The 16,809-nt window shown below is 56.3% G+C and carries 14 protein-coding genes and 2 tRNA genes; 8 read left to right on the forward strand and 8 right to left on the reverse strand.

Annotated elements, in window-relative coordinates; translation table 11 throughout:
* Positions 1 to 2: 2 nt before the first annotated feature.
* Genes ABSB80_RS00920 through lonB form a run of 3 tightly spaced genes read right to left on the reverse strand, consistent with a single transcriptional unit; the run spans position 3 to position 4,559 of the window.
* Positions 3 to 1,289: a TldD/PmbA family protein gene (locus ABSB80_RS00920; RefSeq protein ID WP_428367217.1), complete on the reverse strand. Its 1,287-nt coding sequence runs from the start codon at positions 1,287 to 1,289 to the stop codon at positions 3 to 5.
* Positions 1,276 to 2,607, reverse strand: coding sequence for a TldD/PmbA family protein (locus ABSB80_RS00925; protein ID WP_428367219.1), 1,332 nt, complete (start codon positions 2,605 to 2,607; stop codon positions 1,276 to 1,278). The genes ABSB80_RS00920 and ABSB80_RS00925 overlap by 14 nt, the downstream gene beginning before the upstream one ends.
* A 5-nt stretch (positions 2,608 to 2,612) precedes the next feature.
* The gene (lonB, locus tag ABSB80_RS00930) at positions 2,613 to 4,559 is read right to left on the reverse strand and encodes an ATP-dependent protease LonB (protein WP_428367221.1); all 1,947 of its coding nucleotides are present in this window, start codon (positions 4,557 to 4,559) and stop codon (positions 2,613 to 2,615) included.
* Between the two features lie 201 nt (positions 4,560 to 4,760).
* Between lonB and ABSB80_RS00935 the strand changes: the two genes are divergently transcribed.
* From ABSB80_RS00935 to ABSB80_RS00960, 6 genes are all read left to right on the forward strand, one after another.
* Positions 4,761 to 5,609, forward strand: a complete 849-nt coding sequence (locus ABSB80_RS00935) for a ribose-phosphate diphosphokinase (protein WP_428367223.1) — start codon at positions 4,761 to 4,763, stop codon at positions 5,607 to 5,609.
* Positions 5,610 to 5,657: 48 nt separating this feature from the next.
* A complete protein-coding gene (locus ABSB80_RS00940; RefSeq protein WP_428367225.1) occupies positions 5,658 to 6,113 on the forward strand; it encodes an NOB1 family endonuclease in 456 nt (151 codons plus the stop codon).
* Between the two features lie 20 nt (positions 6,114 to 6,133).
* Positions 6,134 to 6,742, forward strand: coding sequence for an orotate phosphoribosyltransferase-like protein (locus ABSB80_RS00945; protein WP_428367227.1), 609 nt, complete (start codon positions 6,134 to 6,136; stop codon positions 6,740 to 6,742).
* A gap of 81 nt (positions 6,743 to 6,823) precedes the next feature.
* Positions 6,824 to 8,425: a thermosome subunit alpha gene (gene thsA / locus ABSB80_RS00950; protein ID WP_428367229.1), complete on the forward strand. Its 1,602-nt coding sequence runs from the start codon at positions 6,824 to 6,826 to the stop codon at positions 8,423 to 8,425.
* Between the two features lie 178 nt (positions 8,426 to 8,603).
* Positions 8,604 to 8,688, forward strand: a tRNA-Ser gene (locus ABSB80_RS00955).
* 396 nt (positions 8,689 to 9,084) lie between these two features.
* On the forward strand, positions 9,085 to 9,288 hold the full coding sequence (locus tag ABSB80_RS00960; protein WP_428367231.1) for a hypothetical protein: 204 nt from the start codon (positions 9,085 to 9,087) through the stop codon (positions 9,286 to 9,288).
* A 231-nt stretch (positions 9,289 to 9,519) separates the two neighbouring features.
* On the opposite strand, the gene ABSB80_RS00965 is transcribed toward ABSB80_RS00960, so the two are convergent.
* Positions 9,520 to 9,963 (reverse strand): hypothetical protein, encoded by a 444-nt coding sequence (locus tag ABSB80_RS00965; protein WP_428367233.1) that lies wholly within the window; start codon positions 9,961 to 9,963, stop codon positions 9,520 to 9,522.
* Between the two features lie 22 nt (positions 9,964 to 9,985).
* Complete coding sequence (locus tag ABSB80_RS00970) at positions 9,986 to 12,151, reverse strand: DEAD/DEAH box helicase (protein ID WP_428367234.1); 2,166 nt, start codon at positions 12,149 to 12,151, stop codon at positions 9,986 to 9,988.
* Between the two features lie 166 nt (positions 12,152 to 12,317).
* Here ABSB80_RS00970 and ABSB80_RS00975 point away from each other — a divergent pair, with 166 nt between their 5' ends.
* Complete coding sequence (locus ABSB80_RS00975; RefSeq protein ID WP_428367236.1) at positions 12,318 to 12,650, forward strand: 4a-hydroxytetrahydrobiopterin dehydratase; 333 nt, start codon at positions 12,318 to 12,320, stop codon at positions 12,648 to 12,650.
* Positions 12,651 to 12,669: 19 nt separating this feature from the next.
* Here ABSB80_RS00975 and trxA read toward each other — a convergent pair whose 3' ends face one another.
* Complete coding sequence (trxA, locus tag ABSB80_RS00980; RefSeq protein WP_428367238.1) at positions 12,670 to 13,071, reverse strand: thioredoxin; 402 nt, start codon at positions 13,069 to 13,071, stop codon at positions 12,670 to 12,672.
* Positions 13,072 to 13,195: 124 nt separating this feature from the next.
* Here trxA and ABSB80_RS00985 point away from each other — a divergent pair.
* Positions 13,196 to 13,270, forward strand: a tRNA-Met gene (locus tag ABSB80_RS00985).
* A gap of 396 nt (positions 13,271 to 13,666) precedes the next feature.
* Here the strand turns inward: ABSB80_RS00985 and ABSB80_RS00990 are convergent.
* Complete coding sequence (locus ABSB80_RS00990; protein WP_428367240.1) at positions 13,667 to 14,473, reverse strand: tetratricopeptide repeat protein; 807 nt, start codon at positions 14,471 to 14,473, stop codon at positions 13,667 to 13,669.
* A gap of 206 nt (positions 14,474 to 14,679) precedes the next feature.
* The gene (locus ABSB80_RS00995) at positions 14,680 to 16,251 is read right to left on the reverse strand and encodes a transglutaminase-like domain-containing protein (protein ID WP_428367242.1); all 1,572 of its coding nucleotides are present in this window, start codon (positions 16,249 to 16,251) and stop codon (positions 14,680 to 14,682) included.
* Positions 16,252 to 16,809: the final 558 nt, after the last annotated feature.

Genomic DNA, 16,809 nt, shown 5'->3' on the forward strand with positions numbered 1-16,809 from the left:
CCCTATTTACCAATAATATGCAGGTTATTTATTTTTATTGAAGGGAGGATGAGAGAGCCGACACTGCGCGACTCTTTGCTCAGCCCTGACACGGAGCGGTGCATATCAAAGACATTTCCCGACAGCATGGCACTCCGGACCGGTTTCCGGAACTCCCCGCCCTCCATCCAGAACGCATTCGAGAGTTCAACCGAGAACTCCCCGCTCATCGGGTTTGCGGTATGAGCCCCTACGACATTATGCACAAATACGACCCGTTCGTCATCGACTGTGCCGCGTTTCCCGTCCACTACAAAGTTATGGTGGCCGATTGCCGGCAGCCCGCCAAACCCGTTCCGGACAGCATTCCCGGTGCTCTTCTTCCCGAACCGGGAACCCGTCTTTATATCGTAGGCAAAGGATTCGAGGATCCCGTTCCGGATAAAATCTGTCCGCTTCGTGCGGGTGCCTTCCGCATCCCAGAGGACGCTCCCGTTTGCTCCGGGCAGGTGGGGATCATCGTACATGGAGATCCGGGTGTCGGCAACCGGTTCACCAAGCGACTCTCCGAAGCGGGACCGCCCGGCATGGACATTGCGACCGCTTAGTGCAGGAACAAAAACGTTCCCGAGCAGCTCCGCATAGGCAAGCGGTGAGAGGAGGAGGTCGTAATCGCCGGTAGGGATATCTTCTCCCCCGGCGGACCCGCACGCGTAGAATGTCGCACGTTCGCCGACGTTTTCAGGGTCGATCCGGTCGATGGACCAGGCGTGATCGAATTCATATCCGGTTGACTGCCCGCTGATGGCCTCAAGTGAGACAGATACACCGGTATGACGGTCGGTATAGAGGATTCCCCTGCTGTTCGCAAGAGTCACTTCCGCTGAAGAAAGTCCTGCAGAACCTGACGTAATTTCTGCAGGATGTTTTTTTGCCCCTCCGATCATGGTTTCCAGCAGGTCCCGGGCAATTTCGGGTTCAACCTTCATGGATGGATCAAAGGTGAGGGAACGCTGCGGGATCTTTTCGGCATCAGGCAGCCCGTCCCACTTCTGCGGGGTTGCAAGTTTTCCGCTCGCAATTGCAGCGTCCAGACATTTCCTCCACTGATCGGGGTTGTTGGTACTCGATGATCCAATCCGGCCTTCATGGATTGTGCGGATGCCAAGGCCACAGTCTCTGGAGGTTGTGGCAAGGTTAACCTTCTCTTTTTTCAGGTCGGCAGAAACCGTAGTGCCCGTGACATAGTAGACCTCAGCCTCGTCAACGGCCTTTTCTGCTTCCTGCAGGATCTGATCAATCCACGCCACTGCCACCAACCACCGCATCAGCCAGGAGGATGTGGGGAGCCCCGTCGCTGACCGGAACATTCTGTCCACCCTTCCCGCAATATCCCGGGCTCATGGCCCGGTCGTTCCCGCAAAGGATTATCCCGTGGAGCGTCATCAGTATCTCTCCGGAAAGCGATACGTCCCGCACCATCGCTGTGCATTCCCCACCCTTGACCAGGTACCCGTATTCTGCATTGAACTGGAAGATCCCCCGCCCGGGATCGACCTGCCCGCCGCGGGAACCCTTGAGGAAGATGCCGTCCTTGCATTCCGCGAATATCTCCTCGACCGTGGCGTCACCGGATTCGATGAAGGTATTGCTCATCCGCACAAGTGGCGGTTCTCCGGGCATCGCGCGTGCATGGCCCGCAACACCGTCGCCAACTGCTGCCAGCGACTCCCGGTTATGGAGGAATGCGTTGATAACCCCTTTCCTGATGATCTCGGTCCGGGACACGGCAACCCCTTCTGCATCTACCGGATCAAACCCGAATTCATGAAGGCCCGGATCGTCGACGATGGTGAGATTCCCGTCCCCGATCCGTTCCCCGTTCCTTCCTTTCAGGACCGAGTTTCCTTCGTGTATCAGGTCTCCCTCGCTCGCATGGCCGACGGCTTCATGAGCGAACACTCCCGCAAGTTCCGGGTCAAGGACTGCGCGCATCTTTCCGCCTTTTGCCGCGCCTGCGTCCAGCAGTGCAACGGCGATGTCAGCAGCTTTTTTGCCGGTATCCTGCTGGTGCCGGAGATTCAGACCGTGGATGGAGTGCTCGCGCTCGTACCCCATCTGCACATTCCCGTTCCGCGATGCGACCGCGAGTACGTTGAACCCGGACCTGCTCATCTCATATCCGTATTCATTTCCCGAACTGTCGGAGAACCGGACCTGCTCGATACGTTCGATATAGTTTGCCCGGCGGTTAACCACAGAAGGATGCACGGCACTTCTCTCAATTCCTGCCAGGAGTGCCGATTTCTCCTCAATGGTCACGTCACGGGGGTCTTCCTTCAGCGGGGGAACGGCAAGAACACCCCGGGGTGCATCCCCGAGCACGACGTTCTCCCGGGTAATACCGGCCAGCCTTGCTGCACGCCCGAGAAGTTCATCAAATCTTGTACCGGAACAGGGCGTATAATTGTCAATCTGGAGAACTCCCCAGCCAGTCCCGGTAAGCACCCTCAGTACGGCCTTGTTGAAAAAAGAGGTCCCGGCAGATTCTACAACACCGTTATCGATATCGATGTGGGTGATCTCGCCGGTCACATGCCGCAGGTCGTAATAGGAGATGCCGCCCATCGTATTCAGGCCGTTGTCTGGTTGATCCCCGGCGCATCTGCGATCATTGCTGTTGACCGGATCGCCATCTTCCTGAGTTTGGAGAGGAACCCGTCGGAATTTTCCGGGACCAGGGCGATCTTGAGGACGTCTTCGATATTGTCGACTGGTATGATCGTGACCAGGGATTTGAACCGCTCTTCGATGAGGACATCCCCGAGATTCATGCGGGGGATGAGGACGCTCTTTATCCCCGCCTTTGCCGCAGCCTCGATCTTGTATGTCACGCCGCCCACCGGCAGGACATCGCCGCGCACGGAGAGCGAGCCGGTCATTGCGACATCCTGACGGACAGGAATCCCTTCAATGGCGCTTACGACCGCAGTTGCAACACTCACGGATGCCGAATCACCCTCCACACCCATGTAGGTGCCGATGAACTGGATGTGGATATCGATGTTCTTCACATCCTTGCCGGTAAATTTTTTCAGGATCGCGCTGACGTTCTTGATGGATTCCTGTGCAATCTCCTTGAGCAACCCGGTCGCGATAACTTCCCCGCCTTCTTTTCCAATGGCAGGAGTCACCTCCGCCATGATCGGCAATACCGAACCGGCATCGCTCCCGGTGACGGCAAGCCCGTTTACGCGTCCGATACGGGTCCCCTCGACAACCGTCATCTCGTATTCCCGGAGATGCCGGGTGATCTCGTCCGATACCTGGTCTTCGATCGATCGGGCTGTCTTCTTCGCGGTAGTCACATGAGCTGCTGTTGTGATGGAAGCGTTTTCCTGCCGGGCGATATCCCCGGCCACCCGGATCAGTCCGCCGATGTCACGGAGTTTCAGGGTAAGATGTCCCTTGCGGTTCGAGCGCCTGCGGGATTCCCGTATGATCTCATCGATGGCACTCTGGTCGAAATGCGGAATCTTCCCGTCATTTTTCACTTCCTGTGCAATAAACCGGACATACTTCTGCCGGTTTTCCGGGGTATCCTCCATGCTCTCGGCCATGTAGACCTCGTAGCCGTACCCGCGGATACGGGACCTGAGTGCCGGGTGCATCCCCTGGATTGCATCAAGATTGCCTGCTGCGATCATCACGAACTTGCAGGGCACCGGTTCGGTCCGCACCATGGCACCGCTCGACCGTTCGCTCTGGCCGGTTATCGGGAATTCCCCTTCCTGGAGGGCCGTGAGGAGGTTCTGCTGGGAGTGGGGGTCGAGTGTATTGATCTCATCGATAAACAGGACGCCCCCGTTTGAACGGTGGATTGCACCGGGTTCGACCCGGTCATGTGCCGGCGTCTCCAGGCCCCCGCTCTGGAACGGATCGTGGCGGACATCGCCGAGGAGGGCACCGGCGTGGGAACCGGTCCCGTCGATAAAGGGAGCAATGCTCTTGGTATCGTTCGAAACAAGGAGCTTCGGTACCATCGTCTCTTCCCGCGGGGTGCTATACCGCAGTGCGATGAATACGAATGCGCCTGCAATGAGACCCATCAGGAGCTGCATGGTGATGATCGCATACCCTGCGATACCCAGCAGGAGCAGCATCAGGAGGGTCTGGCGGAACTGGATCTTCTTTTTTGCCTCGGCTTTATGGGCGGTAACGATCTGTTTCCCACGCCCTGCTGCCACGGTCCTGACAACCGGGTTATTAGGGTCATCGGAATTGGGGTATACCAGGATATCCAGAAGGTCTTCCTTGGGCAGGAGCTCGGCCATTGCCTTGGCGAGCATCGATTTGCCGGTCCCGGGACTGCCAATCATCATGACATGCCTGCGCTGGATTGCAGCCTTCTTGATGACTTCCACGGCATGTTCCTGGCCGATGACCTGGTCGATCAGTTTGGCAGGTACTTCGACCTGCGATGATGTGCCGGCAGTGCTTTCAGTGACAGCTGCTTCCGGGTTTGCACCGTCGGCAGTGGCCGGTTCCTGCGGCGGAGATAGGTGTTCAGAATTTTCCATTGCGGTTTTGCCCTCTTTTTACCCTTGGAGTTTCATATAAATTGTCTCATGATAGTTTAAGTACTTTCAGCTGATTGCATTCTTTCTGCCGCATTAAACCCTGCAAAGACATACATTCAATGCGAAAAAACTACAATACCTGTCATCCCATACTACGTTGCTCAGGCAAACCGCACAAATCCCGGATTCAGGATCGATAGCATGAAAGTAGTCTGTACAGAAAATTCCCAGGTTCTTGCCACCCGCCTTGCGAAGATACTCAGGACTCCCGTTGTAGATGTCCAGTTCTCCCGTTTTCCTGATGGCGAGCAGTACCTCGTGGCAGGAGATCTGGATGACGAGACCATTATCGTCGGGAGTGTCATGGGCAACGACGCACTTGTCCAGCTGCTGCTGCTGGTGGATGCGTGTGACAATTCTGTAAACCGGCTCGTTCTCCCCTACATGGCCTATGCACGTCAGGATAAGCGGTTCAGGCAGGGTGAACCGATCAGTGCCCGGGCCGTTGCACAGGCTCTCAGCCGGGGAGTATCGGATGTTATTACCGTCAATATCCACGAGAAAGAGATCCTGAAGTACTTTTCCGTCCCGGCACAGAACATCTCCCTTGCCGGGGATATAGGTGCATATATCAGAACACTGCATCTGGACAAACCTCTCATCCTTGCACCTGATGACGGGGCCCTCGCGTTTGCTGAACAGGTGGCTTCCGCCAACGGCTGGGACTTTGACCACCTCGAGAAGACCCGGCTCAGCGGGTCTGAGGTCAGGATGGCGCCCAGACAGTTGTGTGCAGCTTCACGGTCCGTCGTCATTGTCGATGATATCATCTCCACCGGGGGGACCATCGCAACGGCGACCGGGATGCTGTACCAGCAGGGTGCTAAGGACGTCTATGCTGCATGCGTCCACGGGGTCCTCACGGGCGGTGCGTATGTCAGGCTCATGGCGACCGGCATCCGCGACGTGATCTGCAGCGATACGATAGAACGGGCGTGCAGCAAGATATCCGCTGCAGACCGGATAGCCAGTGCCATCAGAAGACCCTGAGGAGTGCACGCATGGCGATTCATTTTCTGCACTCCAAAGGCTCCTGAAATGCGCTCCGTCCTCGATTCCAGCATCTTTTTTTCCGAATGCCCGGTGGCCGGTGAGATATTTACCACCCCTTCCGTGTGCGGCGAGCTGGTGGATATCCGGTCCCGGGGAAATTTTGAAAAACTGTGCGCAAACGGCTTACAGGTCATCTCCCCGGGAGGCCAGAGCAGGGAAACAGTGCGGGCTGCAGCTATCACGTCCAGGGACGCCGGGGTGATCTCAGAAACCGACATCGATCTCCTCGCCCTCGCTCTTGAACTGGAAGCTGCCCTCTACACGGATGATTTCGCCATCCAGAACGTTGCCGCCGTTCTTGGTATCCGGACCGTTCCCATCCACCAGCGGAAAGCGCGACGCGTCCACTGGAAATATCGCTGCCGGGGCTGCGGCAGGTATTTTGACCATGATGGCGAATGCCCGGTCTGCGGTTCGGCAATCAAAAGAAAACTTAAATAGATACCGGCGAATCTTTTTTCATGTCTTCCCTTGACGATCTGATTGGCAGGGCAAAGATGCTCCTTGCAGAAGGGCACAGCCCGGGTCAGATTGCAGACGAGCTCTCCCTTTCGATGGAAACGGTAACATGGCTTCTGACCCAGGCCAAAGGAACGAGCGCCCCGAAAGATGTCCATATCGACTGGACTGCAGTCTCGAGCCATGCTCCTCTCCTCGAAGAAACGGCACAGATGCTCCTGAACCGGTACTATCTGTCCCAGGTCGGGGATAAGGTCGGGTCTCCCGCAGCGGATGTCATCGTGGGCATCGCCCTATCGGGAATCCCGCTGGCAACGCTCATCGCCGTTCAGGAGGCCGCCAAGCTCTCCATCTACCACCCGGCCAAACAGAACCAGAGCAAGCAGCCGACGGGATCCATCAGCGGGAATTTTGCCATGGTCAACGACCAGCGGTGCATCATTGTCGATGACACCATAACATCCGGGAACACGATGCTGGAAGTGGTGAAATATCTGAAGAAACACAAGGCCATTCCCATTGCGATCTGGGTGATATTCGACAAGCGCGGCATCACGGATGTTGACGGTGTACCGATCTATTCGCTCTTCAAAATCTCCCGTATTGACTGATCCATCCTTTTTTCCTGAACACTTTCAGTATAATTTATATAGAAGTTCAATTCCACCTTTTACAACATCGGAGGATCCATTATGCTATCTGGACAGCCAATTATCATCTTAAAAGAAAATGTAGAGCGTAATTACGGGAAGGAAGCCCAGCGCTCGAATATTGCGGCAGCAAAGGCGATTGCCGGTGCTGTCAGGTCAACGCTTGGTCCGCGGGGAATGGACAAGATGCTCGTCGGCTCCACCGGCGATATCGTCATCACCAATGACGGCGCGACCATTCTCGGCGAAATAGCCGTTCAGCACCCTGGCGCAAAGATGGTGATCGAAGTCGCGCGGACCCAGGATGACGAGGTCGGCGACGGTACCACAACGGCAGTCATTCTTGTCGGTGCCCTGATGGAGCAGGCTGAAACCATGCTCGAACAGGGTATCCACCCGACCGTCATCGCCCAGGGCTACCGCATGGGCATGGAAAAGGCGCTCGAGATTGCGAGCAGCCTCTCCCTCAAGGTTGACCCGGCGGACCGGAAGACCCTGATCAAAATCGTCGATACCGCCATCACTGGCAAGTCGATCGAGTCGGTCAAGACCAAGCTGGACAGCATCATCGTCGATGCGGTCATGGCCGTTGCCGAGAAGGTCAACGGGAAGACCAGCGTTGACGAGGAAGATGTCATGATCAAGAAACAGAAGGGACAGTCGATGAACGATGCGGAGCTGATCCGGGGCGTCGTTATTGACAAGACCCGTGTCCAGGAGGGCATGCCCAAGAAGATCTCCAAGGCAAAGGTCGCCCTTGTGGCCACCCCCCTTGAGATCACCAAGACCCAGGTGAAGGCCAAGATCAAGATCTCCACCGCCGAACAGATCACGGCATTCAGCGAGCAGGAACGCGATGCCCTGAAGAAGCTCGCCGATTCGATCATCGACAGCGGCGCAAACGTCCTCCTCTGCCAGAAAGGCATCTCGGACGCAGCCCAGTTCTACCTTGCAAAGAGCGGGATCCTTGCGATCGAGGATGTGCCCGAGAAAGACATGAAATATGCTGCACGGGCTCTCCATGCAAACATCGTCAACAAGCCCGAGTCCCTGACCGCAAAGGACCTTGGCATCGCAGATCTCGTAGAGGAGGACACCGAGGGCAAGGTCACCAGGATCTCGGGGTGCAAGAACCCCAGGACCATCACCATCCTGCTCCGGGGCACGAGCGACTACCTGCTCGACGAGCTCGAGCGTGCGGTCGTTGACGGGACCCGCGTCGTGATGGACGCCATGGAAGACGGGACGTATGTTGTTGGCGGCGGGGCAGTCGAAACCGAACTTTTCATGAAGATCCGGGACTACGCCCAGACGGTCGGCGGCCGTGTCCAGCTCGCACTCGAAGCCTATGCGACAGCATTCGAGTCCATCCCTCTGACGCTTGCCGAAAACTCCGGTTTCAACCCGATCGACAAGCTGGTCGAGCTCAAGAACGTCCATTCCAAGGGGAAGAAGAATGCAGGCCTCAATGTCTACGAAGGCAAAGTCGTCGACATGCTTGCGGAAGGCGTTATCGAGCCCCTGAGGTCAAAACGCCAGTCCATCCAGAGTGCTTCCGAGACGGCGATCATGCTCATCCGCGTTGATGACATGATGATCACCCAGCAGGGTGGCAAGGGCGGTGCCGCTGCCCACGGAATGTAAACTTCCTGAAAGACAAAAAACTCAGAAGCCGGCAAAACCGGCCTCCTCTTTTTGGCATATCCTCCAGTACGAGACGGAAAGCCATAAGGTGTTTTCGGGTTTGTCAGTACTCACGAAGGGTACGGGCAAACGCAGATAACTATTAGAACAATCGATGAAAAAAATAAGAGAACCGGGTGCCGAGGTAGTCTAGCCCGGGAAGGCGGTAGCCTCGAAAGCTACTGGCGCTCCGCGCCTCGGGAGTTCAAATCTCCCCCTCGGCGTAAAAAATAATCGTTTTTCCATTTCCAGGGGGTTTCCGGGTATATTCCTGCCACGACCGTCTTTTTGTGTATATCAGATCCCTTTTCACAGGGTACCCACCCCCGGAAGCGTTCCAGAGAGCCGGACCAGCAGCGCAGGGTTCAACACAATACGCAGGACAACAGGGTACAAAAACAACCGGATACGGCATTTCCTGCCAGAATGCCACAATACCCCGGACAGAAGCCGAAAAAACAGATTAAATACGAAGATTCATGGAAAAAAGTGATATATTGTATTTTTTTCATTTCCTGCCATTTCAATAAAATTAAATAGGCCATGTTCTAAGTATATGGTTACAGGTGATCAGGATCTCCCACATAGGGGATCGTCATGTCGGGGTATGGTGAACCAGGATGATCCGGATAAAACCAAACAAACCAACAATTTCACCGGAAGTGAGGTCCTTTCGCGCCATACGCAGACTGAACCTTAACCGCACCTATATGCCTCTGAAGATTGGTGCGATAGTAGGATATATCCTCCTTGGTATGCTGTCAGCATCCACGTCCATGTTCGGCATCCTCGTCGGTGCAGCCCTCCGCATCGTAGGGTTATAACCGGATCTATTCATCTTTTCAGGGATGTCTCTTTTTTAGTCAGGCGAATTTTTTAGATCACGGCAAGGCAGAGGGCGACAGCCGCGCACCGTGGGTGCCACGTGAACAATATGGTAGGGATCCCTCTGGGATCCAAGATCCCTCGCCGCGAGGAAAAATGCCAGGATACCCAGGATACGTAATCAGCGGTTTCCCGGAGATAAGAGCACAGGTGATATCCTGGACCATCGATCAGACAACCGTGACCGTTCCCTGTTCATTCATCTGCACCAGACACGTGTATGGATATACCCCCGGACTATCAAACTTCTGGCTGAAAGACTGGCCTGAGCTGATGAGAAATGATAGAAACTGCTTATCGGCGAACTGGATCCGGTGTGCGGTGCTGGTGTCTGCATTAAACCACCTGACTGTCGAACCCACGCTCACGGTTACGTTTGCCTGGCTGAGCTGGGAATTCATGATAGTAATATCTGATTCCGAGGGTGTCTTTTCCACGGTTACAACTATATGCGTCGGCTGTTGCGTTGGTGTGGTGGGTTTTGCCGTCGTTACTATCGGTGTCGGGGCAGGCGTCGCGGGCTGCGTAGCCGGGGGTGAAGGGGATGCCCCGGTGCATCCGCAGGAAAAAACCAGAAAAGCGGCCATGAACAGGAGCACAAGGATTCTTTTCATAGATGTACCTCGACAGTATGCCTTATAAAAAGTGATCTTCCTCCCCGTGGATGCCGCCGGTCTCCGGAACCTGCAGGGTTTTTATGGCCATTTCTTCCATCCCGGCCATAAACTCCCCGATATGGTAATGGTCCGACCACACTAATTCACAGAACATGGGTGCAGGGAGCAGTCGTCCAAATTTCCAGTTGTCCGGGGGCGGGAGGGGGAGCAGGACACCGATTTCGTGCCGGTCAAGAGTCCTGATGGTCCGCAGCTCATCTACAATTCTTTCCGTGGCACCGGTGCTGCCCGCCCCGGTAATCCTGACAATAAAATCATTGTACCTCACCCGTGCTTTGCCACCGAGGCGTTTCCGGAGTACGAAGGCCAGCACCCGGTTGAACCTGCTTCCGTTCATGGAATAGATGAGAACCCCCGGCCTTCCGGGATCTCGTTTTCCGATGACGTGCAGCCCGGCCTGCCCGATAGCTTCCGGAATTTTTACGAGTATTTTCTGCAGGGCTTCACGCTCATCCGCACCCAGCGGCAATACCGAGTCACGTCGTGCCAGGATCTGCTGTACCTTACGGCAGACCAGGGATGTAAGTCCTCCTTCACTGCTCCCGGTCCAGAAGGTACGCGATGTTTCGGAACCGGATGGGACGACAACCACGAGATTGTGCCCTTCATCGCACTTTATCATCGTCCAGGTACGACCGCCAAGCGAGATCTCCCCGGCATCATGGCTGTTGACAAAGCGTGCATCAAGTTTCCCGACCACGTCTCCCTCCGGGGTCACGGCACGGTACTCGCCGCCCCCGGTTATCACGGAATACAGGTCTTTCCAGTTCGAACGCCCGAACTCCCGCTCCGCTTCCGTCCCCGGCATCACCATCTCCCCGTCGGTCGCGATATATCCCGAGCTGCCAAGATACCCGATCAGCTGGTCCATCATCGCCGGAGTGATCCCGGAAAATATGGGATACGAGAGCAGATCCGAACGGAGTTTCCTGCGGCTCACTCTCGGGTGGTTATGGAGGTAGAGGAAGACCTGCTGGAGAAGGACGTTGTAGGGTCTTTTTTGTGGCAGGAGGTCCTCGACCTCCCCGTTCATCGCGCATTCCATGACCGCAATACTGCAGAGCAGTTCGCACGGGCCGGTGAGCACCCATGCGACGTGCGCAGGCCCGCCACGCCTCCCGCTCCTGCCCATCCTCTGGAGAAACGAGGAGACTGAATCGGGGGGGCCGACCTGGACGACAACATCGAGATCCCCTATGTCGATCCCGAGTTCAAGGGTGCTCGTACAGATAATACAGGCACCGTCACCGGAGGAAAACGCCTCCTCGGCCGATCTCCGCGTGGCCGGAGAGAGCGAAGAATGGTGGACATGAAGGTTCCGGACCCTGCCGGAGAGTGATTTCACCATCTCCTCCGCAACGCTCCGGCTGTTCACGAATACCAGCGCCTTTTTCCCGGACACGATCCGTGCCAGCGCCTCAGTCCTCCGGCTCTCTTCCGGCTCGATGATGAACCGGAAGTGTTTCTCTTGCGGGAGGGCGGGGACAGAGACCACTTCGGTGCCATGGCGGCCTTCGGAAAGCCAGCGGAGAACCTCTTCGGGGTTTCCCGTTGTGGCAGAGAGCCCGATGCGCTGCACAGCCCGCCCGGCTATCCTGTCCATCCGGCTGAGGAGGACCCTGAGGTGTACCCCCCGCTCGGATTCTACAAACGCGTGGAGCTCGTCAACGATGATGTACCGGACCTGCCTGAGGTCTGCCGACAGTGCCTTATCCTGTAGCAGGACCTCAAGGGACTCCGGCGTGATCATCAGGAAGTGGGGGGGTTCGCCGTCTTTCCACGAACGGTCCCCCTTTGCTACGTCGCCATGCCTTTTCATGACGCTCAGGGAGGTCGGGACACAGAACGCGGAAAACCGCTCCTCCTGGTCATTGATCAGTGCCTTCAAGGGTGAGAGGTAGAGGCAGGCGACCCCGGGCCGCCCGTTTTTCAGGATGTCATCCATCACGGGGATGAGCGCCGCTTCGGACTTGCCCCCTGCCGTCGGGGCGATGACCAGTACATCGTTTCCTGAAGACACGCTTGCGAACGTCCGCTCCTGCACTTCCCGGAGCTCGGTCCATTCAAACCGCTGGGCCAGCACCTGCTGGAGCGATTCGTGCAGTGCTGAAAATACGGATGACACGTTTTCCTTACCAGCGTTGTGCCTGTGGTCTTATGGTCTTTCCGGATCCGCGCGACCGGGGAGTTGCCGAAGGAATGTTTGAACATCCGGACAGGGCCTGGCGGAGAGGGCGGTTTCGCCCGCCTCCCGGGAGAAACTATTTTGTCCTGAAGGTCGAGTCATAACCATGGAACTCGCACAGAAAAAGTGCACAACCTACAAGGCCGGCTCCCCGCCGCTGACACGGAAGGAGACCCTGGAACTCCTCAATGAGGTGCCCGGCTGGTCGCTCCATAACGGGCACATAACCCGAACCTTCGGGTTTTCGGATGCTGTACAGTGCATTGCATTCTTTTCAGAAGTCACCGATCTCTCGATGCAGGAAGGTCATTTCCCGGACATCTGCATGAAGGAGTCGCGGTTCGTGGAGGTCTCGTTTTACACCTACCCTGCCGGCGGGCTCACCCTGAACGATTTCATCCTTGCCGCAAAGCTCAACGCAAAAGGGAAAGGCCAGTAATTTTTTTTGGTCTACCGCATCAGTCAAGCGCGAATTTCCTGATGATCTTTTCCCGGATCGCTTCCTTGGGATACGCGCCGATGATCCGGTCTACCAGCTGCCCCTTGGAGAAGAGCATCATGGCAGGTATCGCGTCGATGTTGAACTGCATGGCGAGGCGGCGGTTGTCATCGGTGTTACACTTGCCAAACGTCACCCTGCCGGCAAACTCCTGCGAGAGCTCGTCCATGATCGGGGATATCCTCCGACAGGGCCCGCACCATTCCGCCCAGAAATCCACCACCACGAAGGGGTGGGTGGCGATGAACTGCTGGAAATGCATCTCGTCGACATTTTGTACCCCGCCTTTTCCCGCCTGGTTCATCTTCCCGGTTATCTCCTGTATCCTCTTCTCCCGAATCCGCTGGATCTCCTCATCCATGTTTCACAATATACCGGCGCTTTTCATTTAATCCTAGCGAAGCCACCAATGGTGGCATGAAGTGCAAAGTGAGTAAAGTATATCTGCGAATGCCATCTATATTATTACCCTGATTTACTAATGAAGCGAGGTAGGGTAGTCAGGATATCCCGACGGGCTCATAACCCGTAGATCGATGGTTCAAATCCATCCCTCGCTACTGGACTGTTCTGAAGATTTTTATCACCGAAAACGGTAATTTTAGCTCTGTAGAGATCTTGTTTTATCGTATTGATTCGCTTATAGTTTTTGACAGTTATGAGTGTGACCCCCTCTCTCCCCTAGAGGGGGAGGCAACGCAAGGGGAGCATCCCCTTGACCCTCTATTTTTCGGCGGGAGTTTCACTAACCATCTGAGGGACTATCCCAATATGGGGGAAATCTGCCGTTGCTCAAGGCAAGGGCAGATGCAAGAAGATGCGAGAGCATCTTCGCTGTGCCATGGTGGCAGCCAATCCGAAGAACGCTTACGCGTTCTTCTCTTGTCTCCATGACTCCGTCATGTCGACATCCCCAAGAGCGTCTAGGTCAAAAACCGATGATTTCTACAGAGCCGTTATTTTCTCATTCCGAGAACGATGAGTGCGCCGGCAACGCTGATAACTGCGATCCCGCTCGCCGTGGATTTCGTGGGTGGCGGGTGTGAGGATGCCTGCGTTGCCGGCGTGCAGGTGGAGTCCAGGGCTGCAAGACTCTCCCGCGCACCTGAAAAGCCGGGCCACGGCAGGGTGTAATCGGGATCGATTACCAGTGACTTCTCAAGGGCTTCCCGGGCATCCGTGCAGTTCCCGCCTGCAGCGAGGAGGACGCCTTTCACGTGCCAGTAATGGGCACTCTCGGGATCAAGGGCAAGTGCCTGCTCAATTGCGGCAAGCGCCCCGGTATTCATGCCCATGCCCTGCAGTGCCAGTGCTTTCACGCTATAGGTCGCCGGGTAGGAGGCGTTGAGCGCGATGCCGGTTTCTGCATCAGCGAGGGCAGCCTGGTAATTCCCGAGCGCGAGGTAGCTGTATCCCCGGTTGGCATACCGGACCGGTTTTGGATCCAGCAGGATGCCTTTCGACACGATATCGACCGATTTTGCGTACTGCCCCATCTTCCGGTAGCTATAGCTCTGGATGCAGAGAAGGTCTGCATTGTCAGGGTACCATGCGATGCCTCTTGTGGTTACGAGAAGAACATCCGTCCAGTTCCGCTCGGCTACCGCCGCTTTTGCATCGCTGATGTAGACAGAAGCATTCTGCGGGGGCATTCCCGGGGAGCCTGAACCCACGGATAATGTTGCCGTGAGGGTATCCCCGGCCCCCGCCGGCATGATGAAACAGATCAGGGCACCAATGATCAGCAGTTGCAGGATTTTCATGGATGGTTTTCCTGTAAGTGTGTTCGGTATTTGTGCCTCTTGATTTTTATTGTCGACGGTTTTGGGAGCGGTAGCTCAGGGCCTGCAGGCCACGGAACACACACGGTTTGCCGGTCCGGATTGGGGGAGAGACCAGCACCAGTGAGGGGGAGTAAAGGCGAAGTTGACAGCAGGAACAGGAAAAGAAAGGGGAGCCGGATCTTCTGTCACCCGCGCTTCACCACCGTCGTCCAGTTGTTTGTGAGCAGGAGGTCCACGTCTTCATTGCACGTGTCGCAGGCGATCTTCGGGCTCTGCACGACCATGCGGAACATCACGGCATTGCCCGGGTCGGGGACGATCGGGATATCGACATCGTTCTGGATGATGTACCGGTACGGGTCGAGGCTGCCGAAGTAGTATTCCTTCCACCGGTGGACCTGATCGGGTGTCGCGTTGTATGCCCAGTCGCCCCCCTCCGCGATGGTCACGTCCACCGGGACCCAGCCGTACCCCACAAGGTAGTACTCAGCCCAGAAGTGGGTTCCTTCGAGGCCCGGCACGAGCTGGTACCCGCCGACGGCCCGGGCCGGGATGCCCAGCGAGCGGCAGAGTGCGGCAAAATACATGCTCTGGCTCCCGCAGTCTCCGATGCCGGTATCGAGGACGTAGGTGGATTCTGGGATGCCGGCCGCATCGAGATAGATATGCGGGGCGTGGCTGTACGGCAGGGTATTGACGATGTACCAGTAGATCATCCGGGCCTGCAGGTACGGGTTGGTCTCGTTGCCTACGATCTCCTGTGCCTTCTGCTTCATCTCCGGGGTGATGACAATGTTCTTCCCGGAAGCTGTATACTTCAGGTATTCGGGGTCGCTCGTATTGTAGGCCCTGACTTTTGCCGGGTCGATAACGAAGCGCTGCTCGTGCTGAATAAACCCGTACCTGGTGGTGATGTTGAGGTACTCTCCGGTCAGGCTGGAAAGCGGGACCTCCATGTACGCAAGACCGATGTCAGCCCGGGTGTCGGGCATAAATTTCACATACTGCACCGGCTCGATGGAGATGACAGTCACGTTCGTCTGGGAGCCTGAATTGATGGGTGCCGGGACCCAGAGTCTGAGAACTCCGGTCTTCGGGAGGCTGTCCACCGGGACCGAGAGCTGCTGGGTGATTTCAAAGGTGACCGGTGACCGGTAGGGTCCGCCGGCCGTAACAGGCGGGGCGAGCGTGAGGTTTTTCACTTCGTCAAAGAGTGGATCCCTGCCCGCAACCGGCGGGTCAAGCGCGAGATCCTTCACCTCGTCATAGAAGGGGGATTTGCCCGACGCTGCGGTCATCATGCGCATCCGTGCCGGGTCGTGGTACCGGATGTTGGCGACGGTATCATAGAAGAACAGTTCCCGGCCGTCGCTCGTTATCCTTGCCGTATCCCGGGCCGAGAGCCAGGCGTTCACCTGGTCGGCAGAGGCGTCCGGGAAGGCTGCGCGGACCGCACTTTCCGCATCGGTGCGGTTGAGCGGGAACTCGATGATCATGCGGTACGCGGTGAACTCGTGGTTGAGGGCGTCGCGTGCGGCACTCGTATTCCCGGCCGCGGTGTACTGCGTGTACGAGTCGTTATAGAGCTGGGCGGCGGTCATGTAATTCGCGTTCCGGTATGCGAGGTCGGCCTGTACAAGGAGAGCATCTCCCGATGCTGCGGGGGATGCCGGTTGTCCCGTGGTGCAGCCGGCGGTGAGCAGGGCAGCGATGATCAGGACGGTAATTGCCAGGAAGGAAACGGGTATCTGTCTCATGGGTCACCTTGGACGAAAGGGGTATAGTAAAAGGACGTGGGGGTGGTACTTGAAGCTAGTGAAATGAGCGTGAGTGGGGGAGGTCGATCCGGAAAAAGGGGGTTCTTTCAATTTCCAGATACTAAACCCCATCGAAAAAACGGGACGATTACCGGCCCGCTAAATTGCAGGTTGAAAAATTGATAAATTCAGGTAATTTCACAAAATACCGGTTTTAATCAATATTTTCCATGCGCGTGGACATACCTTCCGGTGCAGAAAAAATGACCTCCCTCCGTTTGCCAAAAGGAGCCCTATTTGGGCTCAGATAACTTCAACTATCCTGTATAGAGGGAAATGGTGCGAAATTGGGTCGTGCGGCAAGGAGATTTCCCGGCGCGATCCGGCACGGGCCAAAAATATTTTTGGACCGATCGCGGGTGAGGCCCATATATTTTTGGGGCGTACTGAGTTGCGCCGGAAATTTTTAGATTGACTGGGGAGCGAGCTGCGAGCTATATGATGTCAGGACCGAACGGGTTTTGGGTCGGGGTGGGATGCAGATCCGGATCGTACGTA

This window comes from Methanoregula sp. (assembly GCF_050010295.1).
GTDB lineage: Archaea > Halobacteriota > Methanomicrobia > Methanomicrobiales > Methanospirillaceae > Methanoregula.

Excerpts from the sequence above, each read along its gene's own strand:
- ABSB80_RS00945 (WP_428367227.1), top strand. The coding sequence starts at position 6,134 with ATGTCTTCCCTTGACGATCTGATTGGCAGGGCAAAGATGCTCCTTGCA.
- ABSB80_RS00935 (WP_428367223.1), top strand. The coding sequence starts at position 4,761 with ATGAAAGTAGTCTGTACAGAAAATTCCCAGGTTCTTGCCACCCGCCTT.
- ABSB80_RS00995 (WP_428367242.1), bottom strand. The coding sequence starts at position 16,251 with ATGAGACAGATACCCGTTTCCTTCCTGGCAATTACCGTCCTGATCATC.
- ABSB80_RS00975 (WP_428367236.1), top strand. The coding sequence starts at position 12,318 with ATGGAACTCGCACAGAAAAAGTGCACAACCTACAAGGCCGGCTCCCCG.
- ABSB80_RS00940 (WP_428367225.1), top strand. The coding sequence starts at position 5,658 with ATGCGCTCCGTCCTCGATTCCAGCATCTTTTTTTCCGAATGCCCGGTG.
- ABSB80_RS00960 (WP_428367231.1), top strand. The coding sequence starts at position 9,085 with ATGATCCGGATAAAACCAAACAAACCAACAATTTCACCGGAAGTGAGG.
- lonB (WP_428367221.1), bottom strand. The coding sequence starts at position 4,559 with ATGGAAAATTCTGAACACCTATCTCCGCCGCAGGAACCGGCCACTGCC.
- thsA (WP_428367229.1), top strand. The coding sequence starts at position 6,824 with ATGCTATCTGGACAGCCAATTATCATCTTAAAAGAAAATGTAGAGCGT.
- ABSB80_RS00990 (WP_428367240.1), bottom strand. The coding sequence starts at position 14,473 with ATGAAAATCCTGCAACTGCTGATCATTGGTGCCCTGATCTGTTTCATC.
- ABSB80_RS00965 (WP_428367233.1), bottom strand. The coding sequence starts at position 9,963 with ATGAAAAGAATCCTTGTGCTCCTGTTCATGGCCGCTTTTCTGGTTTTT.
- trxA (WP_428367238.1), bottom strand. The coding sequence starts at position 13,071 with ATGGATGAGGAGATCCAGCGGATTCGGGAGAAGAGGATACAGGAGATA.
- ABSB80_RS00925 (WP_428367219.1), bottom strand. The coding sequence starts at position 2,607 with ATGGGCGGCATCTCCTATTACGACCTGCGGCATGTGACCGGCGAGATC.